Source organism: Kitasatospora sp. NPDC092948, assembly GCF_044754805.1.
In the GTDB taxonomy this organism is placed as follows: domain Bacteria; phylum Actinomycetota; class Actinomycetes; order Streptomycetales; family Streptomycetaceae; genus Kitasatospora.
In genome coordinates this window covers 210,227-229,261 of record NZ_JBIVPU010000007.1, presented here as the reverse complement: position 1 = coordinate 229,261, position 19,035 = coordinate 210,227, and the positions used below count along the sequence as shown (strand labels likewise).

Annotated in this window: 14 protein-coding genes and 1 pseudogene; 6 read left to right on the top strand and 9 right to left on the bottom strand. The window is 71.9% G+C overall.

The annotated features are described in order from the left end of the window. Window positions 1-62: 62 nt before the first annotated feature. Complete coding sequence (locus ACIQF6_RS22470; protein WP_400897644.1) at window positions 63-1,118, bottom strand: TIGR04222 domain-containing membrane protein; 1,056 nt, start codon at window positions 1,116-1,118, stop codon at window positions 63-65. Between the two features lie 92 nt (window positions 1,119-1,210). After that, window positions 1,211-2,489, bottom strand: a pseudogene (locus ACIQF6_RS22465) (DUF692 domain-containing protein). A gap of 199 nt (window positions 2,490-2,688) precedes the next feature. On the opposite strand from ACIQF6_RS22465, the gene ACIQF6_RS22460 reads away from it, so the two are divergent. Then, the gene (locus ACIQF6_RS22460; RefSeq protein ID WP_400897642.1) at window positions 2,689-3,600 is read left to right on the top strand and encodes a GNAT family N-acetyltransferase; all 912 of its coding nucleotides are present in this window, start codon (window positions 2,689-2,691) and stop codon (window positions 3,598-3,600) included. Between the two features lie 24 nt (window positions 3,601-3,624). On the opposite strand, the gene ACIQF6_RS22455 is transcribed toward ACIQF6_RS22460, so the two are convergent. The 5 genes from ACIQF6_RS22455 to ACIQF6_RS22435 form a co-directional block, all read right to left on the bottom strand. Beyond that, entirely contained in the window at window positions 3,625-5,688 is a 2,064-nt protein-coding gene (locus tag ACIQF6_RS22455) for a restriction endonuclease (RefSeq protein ID WP_400897640.1), read from the bottom strand. Between the two features lie 97 nt (window positions 5,689-5,785). Then, the gene (gene msrB / locus ACIQF6_RS22450) at window positions 5,786-6,190 is read right to left on the bottom strand and encodes a peptide-methionine (R)-S-oxide reductase MsrB (RefSeq protein WP_400897639.1); all 405 of its coding nucleotides are present in this window, start codon (window positions 6,188-6,190) and stop codon (window positions 5,786-5,788) included. Window positions 6,191-6,217: 27 nt separating this feature from the next. Continuing rightward, window positions 6,218-7,624, bottom strand: a complete 1,407-nt coding sequence (murC, locus tag ACIQF6_RS22445) for a UDP-N-acetylmuramate--L-alanine ligase (RefSeq protein ID WP_400897638.1) — start codon at window positions 7,622-7,624, stop codon at window positions 6,218-6,220. A gap of 99 nt (window positions 7,625-7,723) precedes the next feature. Beyond that, on the bottom strand, window positions 7,724-8,188 hold the full coding sequence (locus ACIQF6_RS22440; protein WP_400897831.1) for an indole-3-glycerol phosphate synthase: 465 nt from the start codon (window positions 8,186-8,188) through the stop codon (window positions 7,724-7,726). Window positions 8,189-8,320: 132 nt separating this feature from the next. Further along, on the bottom strand, window positions 8,321-9,097 hold the full coding sequence (locus ACIQF6_RS22435) for a pyrimidine reductase family protein (RefSeq protein ID WP_400897637.1): 777 nt from the start codon (window positions 9,095-9,097) through the stop codon (window positions 8,321-8,323). Window positions 9,098-9,225: 128 nt separating this feature from the next. Between ACIQF6_RS22435 and zapE the strand changes: the two genes are divergently transcribed. The 4 genes from zapE to ACIQF6_RS22415 all read left to right on the top strand — a co-directional run bounded on the left by zapE (window position 9,226) and on the right by ACIQF6_RS22415 (window position 14,388). Continuing rightward, window positions 9,226-10,239: a cell division protein ZapE gene (gene zapE / locus ACIQF6_RS22430; RefSeq protein WP_400897636.1), complete on the top strand. Its 1,014-nt coding sequence runs from the start codon at window positions 9,226-9,228 to the stop codon at window positions 10,237-10,239. A 99-nt stretch (window positions 10,240-10,338) separates the two neighbouring features. Beyond that, window positions 10,339-12,429, top strand: coding sequence for an excinuclease ABC subunit UvrB (gene uvrB / locus ACIQF6_RS22425; protein WP_400897635.1), 2,091 nt, complete (start codon window positions 10,339-10,341; stop codon window positions 12,427-12,429). A gap of 178 nt (window positions 12,430-12,607) precedes the next feature. Then, on the top strand, window positions 12,608-13,189 hold the full coding sequence (locus ACIQF6_RS22420; protein WP_400897634.1) for a TerD family protein: 582 nt from the start codon (window positions 12,608-12,610) through the stop codon (window positions 13,187-13,189). Window positions 13,190-13,404: 215 nt separating this feature from the next. Next, window positions 13,405-14,388, top strand: coding sequence for a TerC family protein (locus tag ACIQF6_RS22415; RefSeq protein WP_400897633.1), 984 nt, complete (start codon window positions 13,405-13,407; stop codon window positions 14,386-14,388). A 55-nt stretch (window positions 14,389-14,443) separates the two neighbouring features. Here ACIQF6_RS22415 and ACIQF6_RS22410 read toward each other — a convergent pair whose 3' ends face one another. Continuing rightward, entirely contained in the window at window positions 14,444-15,097 is a 654-nt protein-coding gene (locus ACIQF6_RS22410; RefSeq protein ID WP_400897632.1) for an MBL fold metallo-hydrolase, read from the bottom strand. A 48-nt stretch (window positions 15,098-15,145) separates the two neighbouring features. Beyond that, window positions 15,146-15,898: a maleylpyruvate isomerase family mycothiol-dependent enzyme gene (locus ACIQF6_RS22405; protein WP_400897631.1), complete on the bottom strand. Its 753-nt coding sequence runs from the start codon at window positions 15,896-15,898 to the stop codon at window positions 15,146-15,148. Window positions 15,899-16,135: 237 nt separating this feature from the next. Between ACIQF6_RS22405 and uvrA the strand changes: the two genes are divergently transcribed. After that, complete coding sequence (uvrA, locus tag ACIQF6_RS22400) at window positions 16,136-19,012, top strand: excinuclease ABC subunit UvrA (protein ID WP_400897630.1); 2,877 nt, start codon at window positions 16,136-16,138, stop codon at window positions 19,010-19,012. The last annotated feature ends 23 nt before the right edge of the window (window positions 19,013-19,035 follow it).

The following is a 19,035-nucleotide window of genomic DNA, read 5'->3' as shown; positions in this document are numbered from 1 at the left end:
GCGTGCGCGGCAAGCGGAATGGATCGACCTGCCGCGATACCGAACTGTGACACGGCTTCACCTCAGGAACCGCAGCCCCCGCCGCCGCAGCCGGACCCGCACGAACTGGACGAACCGCACGAACTCGACGACCCGCAGGAGTGCGAGGAGCCACCGCAGGAGTGCCCGCCCGAGTGCCCGCCCGAGTGCCCCGAGTGCCCCGAGTGCCCCGAGTGCCCGGTGTGCCCGCCGGAGTCCGACGATCCGCACCACGCCCCGCCCGCGGCCACCGCTCCGGCATCCGTGCCGCCGCCCGAGCGCGCCGAACGCCCCGCCTTCACCAGGGCGGCCGGCCGGGCGGCGCCGCCGCCGTCGAACGCCTCGCGCAGCGTCCGGTACTTGGACGAGGCCAGCGCCGCCGCCCCGTCCAGGGCGAACGCGCCGACCAGCGCGGCGTGCTCCCGGTCCACCTCGTGCGGACGCCACGGGCTGCTGCCGTGCATCAGCCGCAGCTGGCGCTCGCCGGCGGGCGTGATCCGGGACTTCGGCGGGCGCCCGACCACCAGGTGCACCACGGCGACCACGGCCAGCGCGCCGAACGCGAAGAACGGGGGAGTGCTCTCGTCCCGACCCGGCCCGGTCAGCCACTGGACGGTGGCGGCCGTGCCCAGCACCACGGTGAGCACCAGCGCGAGCACCACCAGCCGGCGGGCCCGCCAGGCCGCCCGGAGCGCGTCGGGGCGGCGCAGCAGGCCTCGGGCGGCCAGGGCGTCACCGAGCCGCTGCACGTTGGGGCTGCCCAGCACGGAGGCGCGCAGCACGGACAGGTCCCGCCCGGTGCGGCCGCCGACGGCGGTGATCAGCACGGTCTCGACGGCGTCGCGCGGCGCGGTGTCGGTGACCGTCACCCGGTGGGCCCGGGAGATCACCACCCGGCCCTCGCGTTCCATCCGGACCAGCGCGGTGTCCACCGCCCGGGCCGGACCGCCGGCCAGGAACGCGGCCTCCAGCAGCGGCATGCCGTTCCCGGGCAGGCCTTTCGGATCGGTGACCCGGCGGCAGCGCCGGTCGAAGACAGTGGCGACGGCCATGGCCAGGGCGACCACGGTCAGGGCCACGACGAACTGGGTGTTCCACATTCCCCCGAGATCCTTTCGTGCGGTGGTGCGAGACACGCCGATGCGGCGGTTACGGCGGTGCGGCGGTGCGACAGATGCGGTGTCCGCGGCGGCTACCGGTGGTCCCGGGCGGTGCGGCGCGGCAGCAGGCGGGGCCGGCGGCGCGCGGTCGGGTGGAGCAGGCGGTGCAGTGCCGGGTGCCACGGTGCGGTGGGTGCGGTGTCCAGCGCCCAGGCGGCGAAGGCGCGGGCGTCGGCCCGGTAGCCGCCGGTGAGCGGGCGGTCGGTGGCGTAGCGGCGGAACAGTGGGGCGAAGTCCGGGCCGAGGAGTTCGGGCAGTTCGGGCATCAGGTGCCCGACGGTCTCCCGGCGCTTGGCGAGCAGGCCCTCGGCCTGGATGCGCAGGTGGGCCGGGTCGAAACCGGCCGGAGCGGGGCCGCCGGCCACCAGTGCGGTCAGCAGTTCCTCCTGACGGGCGGCCAGGTGGCGGCGGGCCAGGGCGAGTTCGGCGTCGGCACGGTCACGGATCAGGTACTCGTCCAGTTCGGACACGGTCGGGCTCCTCCCGGTGGTCGCGGGCCGTGCGGTGGACCCGGCGGACGGCGTCGAGTTCGGCGGACAGTTCGGCGGGCGGCGGGTAGGCGCCGTCCCGCTCCAGCAGCACCCCGGGCGGATCGGTGCGCTCGCACAGTGCGGCGAGCACCTCCAGCACGGGGGCGGTGACGGGGTGGGTGTGGGTGTCGTGCCAGACGCCGTCGCGCTCCACCCCGCCCGCGACGTGCACGTAGGCGACGGCCTCCAGCGGCAGCCGGTCGAGTTCGGCGGCCGGGTCGACGCCCAGGTTGACCCGGTTGGTGTGCAGGTTGGCGACGTCCACCAGCAGGTGCACGCCGGTGCGTTCGACGAGCTCGGCGAGGAACTGGGCCTCCGTCAACTCGTCGCCCGGCCACGCCAGGTGCGCGGCGATGTTCTCCAGCGCCAGCGGCACCGGCAGTTCGCGCTGGGCGATCCGCACATTGGCGGCCACCACCCGCAGCGCCTCCCGGGTACGCGGCACCGGCAGCAGGTGGCCCGCCTCCAGGCCGCCCGCCCGGACGAACGCCAGGTGCTCGCTGACCAGCGGCGAGCCGAGCGCCTCGGCGACCGCGGCCAGCCGGGCCAGCCGCGCCGGATCGGGTTCGGCGGCGTCGCCGAGGCCCAGCGAGACGCCGTGCGGGACGACGGTGACGCCCCGGCCCCGCAACTCCGCCAGCGAGGGCGGCAGATGGTCGGCGCAGACGTTCTCGGCGACCACCTCCACCCAGTCCAGACCGGGCAGCCGCTCCACCGCGGTGTCGATCTCGGGGCGCCAGCCGAGCCCCGTGCCCAACTGCGGAATTCCGTGCGAGGACATATTCCACCCCTTCCCGCCGGGCCTTTCGACGGCCTCGACTCCCCCTTGCCGAGGGTGTATCCGGCCGGGGGCGGTGCCAAGCGGGACAACGGAAACTCAGAGCTGAACTTGAGCTTTCCCACCCGCTGAACGGGCCGGTCCGCGGGTGGGGGGAAATTCAGCGGCGCGCAGGCGAACGACTGACTAACGTGACACGCCTATGACATCGATGCCGTACCACATCCGCCCGTTCGCCCCCGAGGACGCCGCCGGGGCCACCGAGGCCTACCGGGCCGGTCGACCGCACCTGGTCATCACGCCCGAGGTGACCAACTGGCTCGTCGGTCTCCCGCACTACCACCTGCTGGTCGCCGAACGCGCCGGACAGGTGGTCGGCTCCGCGCGGTTCGGCCCCGTCACCGAGAGCACCACCCCGCACCAGGGCTTCCTGAACGTCAGCGTGCTGCCCGAACACCGCGGCACCGGCATCGGCACCGCGCTCGTCACCGCCGCCGAACGCGAACTCGCCGCGCTCGACGTCCACGACGTCCACGGCTGGGCGGACGGCACCCCCGAGGCGCTCGGCTTCGCCGCCGCGCGGGGCTACCGCCGGGGCCGCCGCGCCCAGTTCGCCGGCCGCGACCTCACCGCCCCGCTGCCGCCGCTGCCGCCCACCCCGCCCGGCGTCGAACTGCGCACCGCCGCCGACTTCCTGGACGACCCGTACCCGGTCTACCTGGTCGACATCGACGGCACCCGCTCCGAGCCCGGCGACCTGGTCCTGGAGGACCAGTCCTACGAGAGCTGGCTCGCCGAGATCTGGCACCGCCCGGACCAGGACCACGCCCTGACCACCGTGGTCCTCGACCGCGGCGAGGCGGTCGCCTTCTCCGCGGCCCAGACCGACGGCCGCGGCGCCTACTGGTCCTCCTTCACCGCGACCCGCTCCACGCACCGCGGCCGCGGCCTGGCCAAACTCGCCAAGGCGCACGCGCTCCACCGCGCGCAGGCACGGGGCCTGACGGCGGCCTACACCAACAACGACGGGGACAACGCGCCGATGCTCGCCATCAACGACTGGTTCGGGTACCGGGTCTGCGCGGAGGAGTGGAAGCACAGCCGGACGCTGTAACGCAGGGGCTGCCCGCCCCCGGGGTCACTCCACCTGGACCCCGTGTGCGCGGGCCAGGCCCGCCAGGCCGTCGGACCAGCCCTGGCCGACGGCGCGGAGCTTCCAGCCGTCGGCGGGGTGGCGGTAGAGCTCGGCGACCAGCATCGCGGAGATCGCCGGGTCGGTCGGTGGGCGGAAGGTCCAGCGGCCGGGGCCGACGGTGAGGTCGACGGCCGGGTCGATCAGGTCGGCGCAGGTGGCGGTGGTGTCGGTGTCGAGGTTGACGGACACGGCGACCCGGTGGATCGCCGCAGGCAGCCGCTCGGTGCGGACCACCGCACTCGCGTCGCCGGGCTCCAGGGTGACGGCCCCGCCGGCCGCGGTCGGCTGGTGGTAGAAGACGAAGTCCTCGTCGGTCCGCACCTTGCCGCCGGCGTCGAGCAGCAGCAGCGTCAGGTCGGCGTCCGCGCCGCCGGCCCGGAACCGCACCCGCACCTCGCCGTCCGGCAGCACGGTGTTCTGACCCGGCGTCAACTCCACGGCCGGGCGCTGCACGGGGACCGGGGCGGGGCCCAGCCGGCCGGGGAGGCCGTGCTCGCGGAGCAGGCCGAGCAGCATCGGGCCGTCCACCAGGGTGAGCGGCTGGCCCTCGGCGTGCTTGCGCGAGCCCGGGCCGAACTTCGACGTGGTGACCAGGATGCCGCGGTTGGCGCCCTGCCGGCGCATCGTCGACTCCAGGTCGCGGACGGCGCTGGGGGAGACGGTGTGCCGGTAGCGCTTGGCCTGGATGACGATCTTCCCGCCGGTGATCGGGTCCGGGTCCTCGGCCAGCACGTCCACGCCCTCGTCGCCGCTGCGGGCGGTGGTGCTGGTGCGGAAGCCGCGGCGGCGGAACAGCTCGGCGATCAGCTTCTCGAACTCGATCGGGTCCATCGCGAACAGGTCCGGCTCCTCGCCGTCCCCGGCCGAGGTCGCGGCGGCCGGGATCTCGGCCACCGTGTCGGCCTTCTCCGGCCGGGCGGACAGCCGCCCGCCGAGCGCGTCCAGCAGGCAGTCCAGCGGGGCGACCCGGTCCAGCGCCAGTTCGGCGAAGGTCTCCCGGTCCGCCTCCACCGCCAGCAGGCAGCGGTCGCCCTGCCGACCGGTCGCCGGGTCCGGGGCCACCACCACGCCGTTCAGCCCGACCGAGGCGATCAGGCCGCCGGTGTCGGCCCGGAACACCTCCGCCAGCACCCGCAGCGCGCACTGCGCCAGCACCTCGCGGTAGAGCTGCTTGCGCTGGGTGGCCGGCCGGGCCACCTCGTCCTCCCGGTCGTCGGACCGGACGTAGCGGTACCGGCCGACCGTCGGCACCACGTCGAACGGCGGCAGCTCCCAGCGCACCACCAGCCGGCGGGTGTCCGCGTCCCACGAGGCCTCGCCGTCGGTGGGGAAGCCGTCCGGCCAGTCCTCCCGCCAGTCGACGACCGCCTCGAAGTACTCGGCGACCGCCGCCGCCTCGCCCGCCCGCAGCCGCTCCGCGAGCTGCCCGGCCTGCGCGCTCTGCCCGACCAGCAGCCGGTGCCGCTCGGCCGCCCACGCGTCGTACTGGGCCCGGTAGTCCGCGAGTTGACGCTGCCGCTGCTGCTCGGCCGCCCACGCCGCCTGCCAGTCGTACTCGAACCTGGCCCGGGCGTGCGCGGCCTGCTCCTCCCACTGCCGGCGCGCCGCCGGGTTGAACGCCTGGGCACCCGTCAACGGCGGCACCAGGTACCAGTTCTGATCGGGCATCGGCACCGGAGCGCCCAGCGGGCCCGGGTCGAACGGCGGGATCGCGCCCTGCCCGCCCCGGCTCTGCTCCGCCAGCGAGAACCCCGGGCCGGCCAGCCCCGCCGCCAGCACCCCGCGCAACTCGGCGACCCGGTCGTCCAGTTCGGCCGTCCGCCGGGCCGCATCCGCGTCCCGCTGCTGCTGGTACGTCTTCAGCGCCTCGCGCTCGCCCCGCGCAGCCGCCCGCTGCGCCTCGCGCTGCGCCCGCTCGTGGTCCCGCTGCTGCGCGGCCGCCGCCCTGCGCTGCGCCTCCGCGCGTTGGTGCTGGGCACGCTGCGCCTCCGCCAGTACCGACCACATCCCGGAAGACCGCCGCCGCGCCACGCCCGCCCCACCCACGTCCAGACCGATCCGAAGAGAGCGATCAGTCTTCCACGGGGGGCGGGCGTGCCGCGCCCTACTCGGCGGGCCGCAACCGCAGTGAGATGGAGTTGATGCAGTACCGCTGGTCGGTCGGCGTGTCGTAGCCCTCGCCCTCGAAGACGTGCCCGAGGTGGCTGCCGCACTTCTTGCAGCGCACCTCGACCCGGCGCATCCCGAGGGTGCTGTCCTCCAGGTACTCCACCGAGTCCCCGGCCAGCGGGGCGTAGTACGACGGCCAGCCGCAGTGCGACTCGAACTTCGTCTCGCTGCTGAACAGTTCCGCGCCGCACGCCCGGCAGCTGTACACGCCGACCGTCTTCGTGTCGGTGTACTCGCCGACGAACGGGCGCTCGGTGCCGGCCTCGCGGAGCACGTGGTACTCCTCGGGCGTCAGCTCGGAGCGCCACTCGGCGTCGGACTTCTGGACCTCGTAGCTCACGGCACTCTCCCGGGCTCGCCGTTCGACTCAGACAGCAGGTGCAACGTCCGCCAGGGCGGCCAGAATTTCCGGGCCCAGGTTGGTGACGTCGCCCGCGCCCATGGTCAGCACCAGGTCGCCGGGCCGGGCCAGCGCGGCCAGCACGGCGGGCGCGGCGGCGAACTCGTGCTCGGCCCGGACGTCCGCGCCGGCCCGGCGGGCCGCGTCGATGATCAGCTCGGCGGTGACGCCGGGGATCGGGTCCTCGCGGGCCGGGTAGATGTCCAGCACCACCGAGGCGTCGGCCAGCGCCAGCGCCTGCCCCATCTCCTCGGCCAGCTGCTGGGTGCGGGAGAACAGGTGCGGCTGGAACACCACCAGCACCCGGCCGGCGCCCGCCGCCTCGCGGATCGCCTCCAGGTCGGCGGCCATCTCGGTCGGGTGGTGCGCGTACGAGTCGATCACCTGCACGCCGCGGGCCTCGCCCTTCAGCTGCAACCGCCGCCGCACACCGGTGTACGCGCCGAGCGCCTTCGCCAGCCCGTCCGCCGGAACGCCCAGCGCGACGCCCGCGGCCAGCGCCGCCACCGCGTTGTGCGCGTAGTGCCGGCCGGGCACCGAGACGGTGAACGCCAGCCGCTCGCCGCCCAGTTCGACCGTCACCTCGCTGGTCATGCCGCGCGCCGCCACCGACAGCACCCGCACGTCCGCGTCCTCGGCCGCGCCGACCGTCACCACGTTCAGGCCCTCCCGGCCGGCGACCCGGCGGGTCAGCTCGCGGGCGCCCTCGTGGTCGGACGACACCACCAGGGTGCCGCCGGGGACGATCCGGGCCACGAAGGTCTCGAAGGACTCGTAGATCTCCTCCATCGACGCGTAGTTGGCGTGGTGGTCCAGCTCCACGTTCAGCACGATCGCCACCTCGGGCGCGTACTTGTGGAAGCTGCGGTCGCTCTCGTCCGCCTCCGCGACGAAGATCTCGCCCGCCCCGTGGTGCGCGTTCGACCCCGGCAGGTCCAGGTCGCCGCCGATCGCGTACGAGGGCTCCAGGCCCAGCTCGCCCAGGCTGACCGCCAGCATCGACGTGGTGGTGGTCTTGCCGTGGGTGCCCGCCACCGCGAGCGCCCGACGGCCGCCCATCAGCGCCGCCAGCGCGTCCGAGCGGTGCACCACCGGGACGCCGCGCTGCTGCGCCGCGACCAGCTCCGGGTTGTCGGCGCGGATCGCGCTGGAGACCACCACGCTGCTGGTCCCGGCCGGCAGGTGCTCCGCCGCGTGGCCGACGAACACCGTCGCGCCCAGCTCGCGCAGCGCCCGCACGGTCTCCGACTCCTTGGCGTCACTGCCCGAGACGGTCGCCCCGCGCACCGCGAGGATCTTCGCCAGACCGGACATGCCGGCGCCGCCGATGCCGATGAAGTGCGGGGCGTGCAGGTCGTGCGCGGCGTCGTTCAAGGCTGGCTCCGTACTGGCGAGGAGGCGGAAACGGGTCGTCCCGTGCGCTGCGTGTGGCTACAGGCGCACGGGACGATTCTGCCCTAATCGGGAGGGCGGTCAGGAGTCGCTGGCGAACAGCTTGAGTACGGGGACACCGACCTCGTGCCGGGCGCGGGAGGCCCAGTCCCGGTGGAAGAACTCCTCCACGAAGTGCGGCGACGTCAGCACCAGCACCTCGTCGGCCCGGTTCTCCTCCACCACCTCGCGCAGCCGGACCAGCGGCTGCTGCTCGACCACCTCGCCGACCGCCTCCGCGCCGGCCCGCCGCAGGTGCCGCAGGCTGTGCTCCAGCGACTCCCCGGCCAGCGTCGGCCCGTTGCCGTCGTGCTCGTCGTGCTCGTGCACCGCCTGGTCAAGATGGCCGAGGGCCACATCGTCCAGGGCACGCAGCAGTTCGTCCTGCTTGCCGCGCGGCTGCATCAGGACGACGAAGGACACCTGTTCGTCGCCGTGGAGGGTGGTGACCAGTTCCACGTCGGCGTCGGAGAGTGCCTTCTCGATCATCAGTACGGTCTTGAACACGTGAGTCCCTTCGGTGGTACGGGCCCCCGGGTCCGGCATCCACATCCCTCCTTCATAGTGCCCGGAGGAAGGATTCCTCACGCTGCACACGCGCCACACGGAACACGTGGTCCACATCGGTCAGGAAGTGGCTCAGGTGAGGGCGGGGTCGCTCGGGGACCGGTCCGGATCGGTCGGCCGCAGATAGCGGGTGAAGAGGAAACCTTTCTCCTCGATCAATGACACCAGCCGCATCCGCCGGACGTCCGCCGCTTGCGGGCCGTTCACGATCCTCGGTGAATCACCGCCCGTCACCAGCGGGGCCACCGAGAGGCACAGCTCGTCCAGCAGGCCGTCCGCCGCGAGCCGGCCGAGCAGCCGGGGACCGCCCTCCGAGAGCTGGCGGCGCCAACCACGCTCCGTGAGCGCGGCGAGAGCCTTCGGCAGATCCACCGAACCCGTGCCCGCGACGATCACCTCGGCGACCTCGGCGGTCCGCGCGAGCTTCTCGGCAGGGGCGTCCGAGACGGTGATCACCACCGTCGGCACCAGCGGCTCGGTGAACAGCGGCGCCGAGAGGTCGAGCTCCAGACTCCGCGACACCACCGCGATCACCGGCGCCGGCAACTGCCCCGCCGCCCGCCGCCGCTCGGCGAACTCCTTGCGCGCCCGCCCCGGCCGGTACCCCTCCGCCCGCACCGTCTCGGCACCCACCACCACCACGTCGCACAGCGCCCGCAGCACCCCGAAGATCCGCTTGTCCGCTTCGCTGGACAGCCCGTCCGAGAGCCCGTCCAACCGGGCCGCACCGTCCAGCGACGCCACCATGTTCGCCCGCAGCCAGGGGGTCCCGACGGGGTACGCGTACGCCTCGGCCAGCCAGTCGAGGGTGCCGGGGGTGCCGGGGGTGTTGCCGATCAGTTGCTCCATGGCTCAAGTCTTGCAGCGAGGAGTGTGGTCAGGTGGGCGCGAGTCTCCCCGTCCTCGGGTTGTGCTCCCGCTCACCTGTACGCTTGTTCTCCGTGTCTGCACCTGCCTCGGAGTCCGAAATCAGTACCGTGACAGCCCTCGCCTCTCGGCGGCCGGTGGTTCCGGCCGAGCGGCTGGTGGCCGAGATGGTGCCGCCGCCGCGGTTCGCCGGGGTGAGCTTCGGCAGCTACCTGCCGGATTCGTCGCAGCCGAGCCAGTACGAGGCCGTGCAGATCCTGGAGGGCTTCGCGGCGAGCCTGAACGCGGGGGCCGAGCCGGCCAGGCGCGGGTGGTTCCGGCGGTCCGCGCCGGCGCCGAGCGGGCCGGCGGGGATCTACCTGGACGGCGGGTACGGCGTAGGAAAAACGCATCTGCTGGCGTCGCTCTGGCACGCCGTCCCGGGCCCGAAGGCGTTCGGCACGTTCGTCGAGCTCACCAACCTGGTCGGTGCGCTGACGTTCCAGGGCGCGGTGAAGACGCTGAGCTCGCACCGGCTGCTGTGCATCGACGAGTTCGAGCTGGACGACCCGGGCGACACGGTGCTGGTGTCGACGCTGCTCAGCCGCCTGGTGGAGAACGGCGTCAAGCTCTGCGCGACCTCGAACACGCTGCCCGAGAAGCTCGGCGAGGGCCGGTTCGCCGCCGCCGACTTCATGCGGGAGATCCAGGGCCTGTCCGCGCACTTCCGCCCGGTGCGGATCGACGGCCAGGACTACCGCCACCGCGGCCTCCCGGCCGCCCCGCCGCCGTACACCGACGCCGACGTGACGGCCCGCGCGGCCGCCGCCCCGAACGCCTCGCTGGACGACTTCGACACCCTGCTGGAGCACCTCAAGGAGGTGCACCCGAGTCGCTACGGCGCCCTGCTGGACGACGTCGGCTCGGTCTTCCTGCGCGGCGTGCGCCAGGTCGACGACCAGGCCACCGCGCTGCGCCTGGTGGTGCTGGCGGACCGGATGTACGACCGGGAACTGCCGATCACCGCCTCCGGCGTGCCGTTCGACAAGGTGTTCACCGAGGACATGCTCCGCGGCGGCTACCGCAAGAAGTACCTCCGGGCGGTCTCCCGCCTGGTCGCGCTGGCCCGGGACTCCGCCAAGTAGCCGGCGCGGCCCTGCCGTACCGGGCCGTGCCCGGCAGCGAGCGCCGCCGCCAGCCGGAACGGCTCTCGGACTGTCGGTGGCCGGTCGTACCGTGGAGGCGTGCGTCCCATCACGAGTATTGAGCGGTCCGTGGCGCCTTTCGAGGTCGTCAGCCCCTACCAGCCCAATGGTGACCAGCCGGCGGCCATCGCCGAGCTGGAGCGCCGGATCCGCGCCGGGGAGAAGGACGTCGTCCTGCTCGGTGCGACCGGTACCGGCAAGTCGGCCACCACTGCGTGGATGATCGAGAAGTTGCAGCGGCCCACGCTGGTGATGGCGCCGAACAAGACGCTGGCCGCCCAGCTGGCGAACGAGTTCCGGGAACTGCTGCCGAACAACGCGGTCGAGTACTTCGTCTCGTACTACGACTACTACCAGCCCGAGGCGTACGTCCCGCAGACGGACACGTACATCGAGAAGGACTCCTCGATCAACGAGGAGGTCGAGCGGCTGCGGCACTCCGCGACCAACAGCCTGCTGACCAGGCGGGACGTCGTGGTGGTCGCGTCGGTGTCGTGCATCTACGGTCTCGGCACGCCGCAGGAGTACGTCGACCGGATGGTGCGGCTGAAGGTCGGCGAGGAGGTCGACCGGGACGCGCTGCTGCGCCGCTTCGTGGACATCCAGTACACCCGCAACGACCTGGCGTTCAGCCGCGGGACGTTCCGGGTGCGCGGCGACACCGTCGAGATCTTCCCGGTGTACGAGGAACTCGCCGTCCGGATCGAGATGTTCGGCGACGAGATCGAGGCGCTGTACACGCTGCACCCGCTGACCGGCGAGGTGATCAGCCAGGACGACTCGATCTACGTCTTCCCGGCGTCGCACTACGTGGCCGGCCCGGAGCGGATGGAGCGGGCGGTCAACGACATCGAGCAGGAGCTGGAGCAGACCCTCGCCCGGATGGAGAAGCAGGGCAAGCTGCTGGAGGCCCAGCGGCTGCGGATGCGCACCACGTACGACATCGAGATGCTCCGTCAGATCGGCACCTGCTCGGGCGTGGAGAACTACTCGATGCACTTCGACGGCCGCGAGCCGGGCTCGCCGCCGAACACCCTGCTCGACTACTTCCCCGAGGACTTCCTGCTGGTCATCGACGAGTCGCACGTGACGGTCCCGCAGATCGGCGCGATGTACGAGGGCGACGCCTCGCGCAAGCGCACGCTGGTCGAGCACGGGTTCCGGCTGCCGTCGGCGATGGACAACCGGCCGCTGAAGTGGGAGGAGTTCCAGGAGCGGATCGGCCAGACCGTGTACCTGTCGGCCACCCCCGGCAAGTACGAACTGGCGCGCGGCGACGGGCAGGTGGAGCAGATCATCCGCCCGACCGGCCTGATCGACCCCGAGGTGATCGTCAAGCCGACCGAGGGCCAGATCGACGACCTGGTGCACGAGATCCGGCAGCGGGTGGAGAAGGACGAGCGGGTGCTGGTCACCACGCTCACCAAGAAGATGGCCGAGGACCTCACCGACTACTTCCTCGGTCTGGACATCCGGGTCCGCTACCTGCACAGCGACGTCGACACGCTGCGCCGGATCGAGCTGCTGCGCGAACTGCGGGCCGGCGAGTACGACGTGCTGGTCGGCATCAACCTGCTGCGCGAGGGCCTGGACCTGCCCGAGGTGTCGCTGGTGGCGATCCTGGACGCCGACAAGGAGGGCTTCCTGCGCTCCGGCACCTCGCTGATCCAGACCATCGGCCGTGCCGCGCGAAACGTCTCCGGCCAGGTGCACATGTACGCCGACAAGATCACCCCGGCGATGGACCTGGCGATCTCCGAGACCAACCGCCGGCGCGCCGTCCAGCAGGCGTACAACGAGGAGCACGGGATCGACCCGCAGCCGCTGCGGAAGAAGATCGGCGACCTGCTCTCCACCATGGCCGGCGAGGACGTGGACACCGAGCAGCTGCTCGCCACCGGCTACCGGCAGCAGGGCAAGGGCAAGGCCGCGGTGCCGTCGCTGGGCATCGACCGCAAGCCCGCCAAGAGCCTGCCCGCGGCCGAACTCGCCGACCTCATCCAGGACATGACGGACCGGATGCACACCGCCGCCGCCGAGCTGCAGTTCGAGGCGGCGGCCCGGTTGCGCGACGAGGTGAAGGAGCTGAAGCGCGAGCTGCGGCAGATGCGCGAGGCCGGCATGGCCTGATCCGGGTGGTCCGAAACGGCCGTCATGTCGTGGTTCTGCCACAGTCCCGCCGTCCCCGACCGGGGCGGCGGGACGGCAGCGTAGGGTGGTCCGGGACCGGCGTGGGGCCAGGACGCACCTGACAGGGCCGGTCGTGTGCGAGCGGCCCGGGGGAACCCGGAGGAATGGGGTGGTCGGGGTGTCGGTGAGCCTGGCGAAGGGACAGAGCGTCAGCCTGGAGAAGTCCAGCGGCGGGACTCTGAGCGTGGTCCGGATGGGCCTGGGCTGGAAGTCCGCACCGGGCAAGCGCGGGTTCTTCAGCCGCCGCCCGAAGGAGATCGACCTGGACGCGTCGGCCCTGCTGTACGACGGCACGGTGATGAGCGACGTGGTGTTCTTCTCGCACCTGGTCAGCAACGACGGCTCGGTGCAGCACACCGGCGACAACCTGGTCGGCGGCGCCGGCGCGGGCGGGGACGACGAGAGCATCCTGGTCGACCTGACCAAGGTGCCGCGGCGGGTCACCCAGATCGTGTTCACCGTCAGCTCGTACAGCGGCCAGAACTTCCTGGAGGTGCAGAACGCGCACTGCCGGCTGGTCGACGAGACCACCGGCAGGGAGCTGGCCCGCTACGAGCTCACCGGCGGCGGCACCCACACCGGGCAGATCATGGCCAAGGTGGAGCGGGACGGCGCGGGCTGGAAGATGACCGCGATCGGCGCGCCCGCCACCGGCCGCACCTTCCGGGACATGCTGCCGTTCATCGAGCCCTTCCTCTAAGCCTCTCTTTACCTTCTTTACCTCCCCTTGGCGTTCCTGTTACTCTCGACGGGAACGGAGGGGAGTATTCCCCGTACAGCGACCCCGTCATCACGGATGCCCCTCGCGGCATCCCGGGGCGCTGGCCGTGCGGCGCCGACCGATGGGCGCGCCGTGCGGCGGAAGAGACCTCCGGCAGTGACGATGTTGTTCGCCAAGCTGCCGGAGGAGCAGTCATGGACGTTTCCGCAGGCCTGTGGGCCGGCACTGTCGCGGTGCTGGCCCTGTTGATCGTGGCCGATTTCTTCATCGGCGGCCGCAAGCCGCACGAGGTCTCCCTCAAGGAGGCCGGGGTCTGGACCGCGGTCTGGGTCGTGCTGGCGGTGCTGTTCGGCGGGTTCCTGTGGTGGTACGGCGGCGGGCAGCCGGCCGGGGAGTTCTTCGCCGGGTACATCACCGAGAAGTCGCTCAGCGTCGACAACCTGTTCGTGTTCATTCTGATCATGGGCAAGTTCGCGGTGCCGAAGATCTACCAGCAGCGGGTGCTGATGTTCGGCGTGATCATCGCCCTGGTGCTCCGGACGGTCTTCATCGCCGGCGGCGCGGCGCTGGTCTCCAGCTTCTCCTGGGTGTTCTTCATCTTCGGCGGGTTCCTGATCTGGACGGCCTGGAAGCTGCTCAAGGAGGCCCGGGCCGAGGAGGAGGACGAGGCGGACTTCGAGGAGAACCGGCTGCTCAGGGCGGTTCGGAAGCGCGTCCCGTCCACCGACCGGTACCACGGCACCAAGCTGTTCGTCCGGGAGAACGGCCGCCGGCTGATGACCCCGATGCTGATCGTGATGATCGCGATCGGCACCACCGACGTGCTGTTCGCGCTGGACTCGATCCCCGCCATCTTCGGTCTCACCCAGGACCCGTACATCGTCTTCACCGCCAACGCCTTCGCGCTGATGGGCCTGCGGCAGCTGTACTTCCTGATCGGCGGGCTGCTGAAGAAGCTGGTCCACCTGTCCTACGGCCTGTCGGTGATCCTGGGCTTCATCGGCGTGAAGCTGGTGCTGCACGCGCTGCACGAGGCCGGCGTGCACGTCCCGGAGATCAGCATCCCGGTGTCGCTGGGCTTCATCCTGCTGACCCTGGCGGTCACCACCGTCACCAGCCTGGTCGCCGCGCGCAGGCAGGGCGACGGCTCGGACCGGCCGGAGAAGATCGACGCCTGACGGCAGGCGTGACGAGGGCCCCCGCCGGGAAGGCGGGGGCCCTCGTCGTACGTGCTCACCAGCCGCGTTCGCGCCACTCGGGCAGGTGCGGGCGCTCGGCGCCCAGCGTGGTGTCGTTGCCGTGGCCCGGGTAGACCCAGGTCTCGTCCGGGAGGACGTCGAAGATCTTCGCGTTGACGTCCCGGAACAGCGAGTCGAAGGCGGCCGGGTCGCCCCAGGTGTTGCCCACCCCGCCCGGGAACAGGCAGTCGCCGGTGAACAGGTGCGGGTGGCCCTGCGGGTCGTCGTAGACCAGCACGATCGCGCCGGGGGTGTGGCCCACCAGGTGGCGGACCGTCAGCTCGATCTGCCCGACCCGGAGCACCGAGCCGTCCTCCAGCGGGACGTCGGTGGGCACCTCGATGCCCTCCGCGTCGATCCGGCCGGCCGCGGTGCGCGCTCCGGTCGCGGCGACCACCTCGGCCAGCGCGCCCCAGTGGTCGTGGTGCCGATGGGTGGTGACCACCATGGCCAGCCGGCTGCCCACGGTCTCCAGCAGCACCGGGGCGTCGGCGGCCGCGTCGATCAGCAGCTGCTCGTCGGTGGCCCGGCAGCGCAGCAGGTAGGCGTTGTTGTCGTACGGTCCGACGGCCACCTTGGTGATGATCAGGTGGGCCAGCTCGCGGACGTCCGGCGCGCCGCCGACCTTGACCGCTCCGTGGTACGTCATTCCGTCGCTCCTCGCTGCCGCTGGGGGTGTCCCGTCAACTGCTGTCAATCATCCCATCGGGGGCAGCGCGGGCAGGGCGGTGCGCGCGTCGACCAGGCCCTCGTGGCCGCGGTGCACCTGGAGGCCGTCGCCGTCCGAGCGCCCCGACAGCCAGCCGGCCAGCGCCCGCACCGGGCCCTCGACGGTCAGCTCCGGCTCGCCCGCGCCGCCGAGCCGGGTCTCCAGGCCGGCGTCGTCGGCGATCAGCCGGACCGTCGGGAGGCCGTCGAGAGCGCCGAAGTGGGTGCTCAGGCGGCGGAACTCGGCGATCGCGAACGCCTCCGGCCAGTGCGCCGGGGTGTAGCCGGCGTTCAGGTCGACGTGGTGGTACTCCAGTTCGGCCAGCCGCTTGCCGGGCAGCTGCCAGGCCGGGAAGGTGTAGCCGGAACGGTGGGTGAGGACGGCCTGCCAGTGCTCGGGGGCGAGCAGCCGGGCGGCGTCCACGAACCGCTGCTGGCTGTCGCGGACGTCGGCCAGCTGGACGTCCAGCGGCCGGCCGGAGTCGGCCTCGATGTCGGCGTCCCGGCTGGCGGGGGTGGCGTACTGGGGGATGTCCTCGCCGGTGCGGGCGCCGGTCAGCAGGTTGACCAGCGAGTCGGCGTTGCGGGCGATGTGCGCCAGCACGTGGCCGCGGGTCCAGCCGGGCAGCGCGGACGGTTCGAACACCTCCTCGGGCTTCAGCTCGGCCAGCGTGTGCAGCAGGATCTCGGTGCTCTCGACAGTGGCCTGCAGCTGCTCGGCAGCGGTGGTCTCGTCGCTCATCGGGTGGTGCCTTTCGACGGTCGGTGGAGCGGTTCCAGGCGGTTCTCGACCGCCCCAGGCCGTTGCCGGGGGCGGTTGTCAGTCGTTGACGCTACCGTCGGGCGCGGGTGCCGTTCACTCCTTCGGGTGGACCCCGCTGGACAGTTCGATATTCGAACAGATGAGCTAGTACGCTGGCGGGCGCATCCTGGAAGAAGCAGACCTCAACATTCGACCCGGAGAAAGGCGCCAGAAGCAGTGGCAGACCGCCTCGTCGTCCGCGGTGCACGCGAGCACAACCTCAAGAACGTCTCGCTCGACCTGCCCCGGGATTCCCTCATCGTCTTCACGGGCCTCTCCGGGTCCGGCAAGTCCTCGCTGGCTTTCGACACGATCTTCGCCGAGGGCCAGCGGCGCTACGTCGAATCGCTGTCCTCGTACGCCCGGCAGTTCCTCGGGCAGATGGACAAGCCCGACGTCGACTTCATCGAGGGTCTCTCCCCGGCCGTTTCGATCGACCAGAAGTCCACCAGCCGCAACCCGCGGTCCACCGTCGGCACCATCACCGAGGTGTACGACTACCTGCGCCTGCTGTTCGCCCGGATCGGCAAGCCGCACTGCCCGCACTGCGGCCGCCCGATCGCCCGGCAGTCGCCGCAGGCCATCGTCGACAAGGTGCTGTCGCTGGACGAGGGCACCCGGTTCCAGGTGCTCAGCCCGGTGGTCCGGGAGCGCAAGGGCGAGTTCGTCGACCTCTTCGCCGACCTCCAGTCCAAGGGCTACGCCCGGGCCCGGGTGGACGGGCAGACCGTCCAGCTGACCGAGCCGCCCACGCTCAAGAAGCAGGAGAAGCACACCATCGAGGTGGTCATCGACCGCCTCACCGTGAAGGCCGGCGCCAAGCGCCGCCTCACCGACTCGGTGGAGACGGCCCTCAAGCTGGCCGGCGGCATGGTGGTGCTCGACTTCGTCGACCTGGCGGAGGACGACCCCGAGCGCGAGAAGATGTTCTCGGAGCACCTCTACTGCCCCTACGACGACGTCTCCTTCGAGGAGATGGAGCCGCGGTCGTTCTCCTTCAACTCCCCGTTCGGCGCCTGCCCCGACTGCTCGGGCCTGGGCAACCGGATGGAGGTCGACCCGGAGCTGGTCGTCCCCGACCCGGAGAAGTCGCTCGACGAGGGCGCCATCCACCCGTGGTCGCAGGGCGCCACCAAGGAGTACTTCCAGCGCCTGGTCGACGCGCTGGCCGGCGAACTCGGCTTCCGCACCGACATCCCGTGGGCCGGGCTCCCCGCCCGGGCCCGCAAGGCGCTGATGTACGGCCACAAGACCCAGGTCGAGGTGCGCTACCGCAACCGGTACGGCCGCGAGCGCTCCTACACCACCGCGTTCGAGGGCGCCGTCCCGTTCGTGACGCGGCGGCACTCCGAGTCGGAGAGCGACTCCAGCCGGGAGCGCTTCGAGGGCTACATGCGCGAGGTGCCCTGCCCGACCTGCAAGGGCACCCGGCTCAAGCCGGTGGTCCTCGCGGTCACCGTGATGGACAAGTCCATCGCCGACGTCTCCGCCATGTCGATCAACGACTGCGCGGACTTCCTCGGCGCGCTCCGCCTCGACGCCCGCGACAAGAAGATCGCCGAGCGGGTCCTCAAGGAGGTCCTGGAGCGGCTGCGCTTCCTGGTCGACGTCGGCCTCGACTACCTGTCGCTGAACCGCGCGGCCGGCACCCTGTCCGGCGGCGAGGCCCAGCGCATCCGGCTGGCCACCCAGATCGGCTCCGGCCTGGTCGGCGTGCTGTACGTGCTGGACGAGCCGTCCATCGGCCTGCACCAGCGCGACAACCACCGCCTGATCGAGACCCTGGTCCGGCTGCGGGACATCGGCAACACCCTGATCGTCGTCGAGCACGACGAGGACACCATCAAGACCGCCGACTGGATCGTCGACATCGGCCCCGGCGCCGGCGAGCACGGCGGCAAGGTCGTGCACTCCGGCTCGCTCAAGGAGCTGCTGAAGAACGACGAGTCGCTCACCGGCCAGTACCTGGCCGGCAAGCGCGGCATCCCGATCCCGGCCGCCCGCCGCCCGCGCGACAAGAAGCGGCAGATCGTGGTGCACGGCGCCCGCGAGCACAACCTCAAGGACGTCACCGTCGCCTTCCCGCTGGGCACCTTCACCGCGGTGACGGGCGTCTCCGGCTCGGGCAAGTCGACGCTGGTCAACGACATCCTCTACACCCACCTGGCGCGCGAGCTGAACGGCGCCCGCAGCGTCCCCGGCCGGCACACCCGGATCACCGGCACCGACCTGGTCGACAAGGTGGTGCACGTCGACCAGTCGCCGATCGGCCGGACCCCGCGCTCCAACCCGGCCACCTACACCGGCGTCTTCGACCACGTGCGGCGGCTGTTCGCGGAGACCCAGGAGGCCAAGGTCCGCGGCTACCTGCCCGGCCGGTTCTCGTTCAACGTCAAGGGCGGCCGCTGCGAGAACTGCTCCGGCGACGGCACCATCAAGATCGAGATGAACTTCCTGCCGGACGTCTACGTCCCCTGCGAGGTCTGCCACGGCGCCCGCTACAACCGGGAGACGCTGGAGGTCCACTACAAGGGCAAGTCCATCTCCGAGGTGCTCGACATGCCGATCGAGGAGGCCCTCGACTTCTTCGAGGCCGTCCCCGCGATCGCCCGGCACCTGCGCACCCTCAAGGAGGTCGGCCTCGGCTACGTCCGCCTCGGCCAGCCCGCCACCACCCTCTCCGGCGGCGAGGCCCAGCGGGTCAAGCTCTCCGCCGAACTCCAGAAGCGCTCCACCGGCCGGACGGTCTACGTCCTCGACGAGCCCACCACCGGCCTGCACTTCGAGGACATCAGCAAGCTGATCAAGGTCCTGGAGGGCCTGGTCGACAAGGGCAACACCGTCATCGTCATCGAGCACAACCTCGACGTCATCAAGACCGCCGACTGGCTGGTCGACATGGGCCCCGAGGGCGGTTCCGGCGGCGGCGGCGTGGTCATCGAGGGCACCCCGGAGGAGGTCGCGGCCTCGACGGCGAGCCACACCGGCAAGTTCCTGCGGGACATCCTGCCGGGCGTCTCGGACGCGACGCCGGTGAAGCGCAAGAAGAAGTAGCCGCCGCGTACGGTCGGTCCGCC

What these genes read in the sequence shown, in the direction of transcription:
- ACIQF6_RS22470 (WP_400897644.1), bottom strand. Translation starts at nt 1,118, where the DNA reads ATGTGGAACACCCAGTTCGTCGTGGCCCTGACCGTGGTCGCCCTGGCC.
- ACIQF6_RS22460 (WP_400897642.1), top strand. Translation starts at nt 2,689, where the DNA reads ATGACATCGATGCCGTACCACATCCGCCCGTTCGCCCCCGAGGACGCC.
- ACIQF6_RS22455 (WP_400897640.1), bottom strand. Translation starts at nt 5,688, where the DNA reads ATGTGGTCGGTACTGGCGGAGGCGCAGCGTGCCCAGCACCAACGCGCG.
- ACIQF6_RS22435 (WP_400897637.1), bottom strand. Translation starts at nt 9,097, where the DNA reads ATGGAGCAACTGATCGGCAACACCCCCGGCACCCCCGGCACCCTCGAC.
- ACIQF6_RS22415 (WP_400897633.1), top strand. Translation starts at nt 13,405, where the DNA reads ATGGACGTTTCCGCAGGCCTGTGGGCCGGCACTGTCGCGGTGCTGGCC.
- ACIQF6_RS22410 (WP_400897632.1), bottom strand. Translation starts at nt 15,097, where the DNA reads ATGACGTACCACGGAGCGGTCAAGGTCGGCGGCGCGCCGGACGTCCGC.
- ACIQF6_RS22405 (WP_400897631.1), bottom strand. Translation starts at nt 15,898, where the DNA reads ATGAGCGACGAGACCACCGCTGCCGAGCAGCTGCAGGCCACTGTCGAG.